Here is a 247-nt window from a genome sequence, read left to right on the forward strand (position 1 = left end):
GTTCCGTACAGCCGTTAGCCGATGAACATATCCAGATGATTCCGGATTTTATTCTGTTTCGTCGTTTGTTACTGACGGCCTGGATCGCCAGCCACCCGGAAACCGAGACCGCTGCCTCTGCCGGACACGAAACCTATACCCAGGGTACCGTCGAACTGGCACAGCAATGGCTGAACCAACAGGAGACCAACCAATGAATCAGACGGATTCTGCGGTACGCCCGATTCTCGATATGAATGCCTTTGAC

1 protein-coding gene is annotated in these 247 nt (G+C 53.0%); it reads left to right on the forward strand.

All coding sequences use genetic code 11. The features are described from left to right. Positions 1 to 197 (forward strand): hypothetical protein (locus Q4563_RS21690; protein WP_303606004.1); only part of this gene is annotated, 197 nt, incomplete at its 5' end. Positions 198 to 247 lie beyond the last annotated feature (50 nt).

Source organism: Gilvimarinus sp. 1_MG-2023 (genome assembly GCF_030548285.1).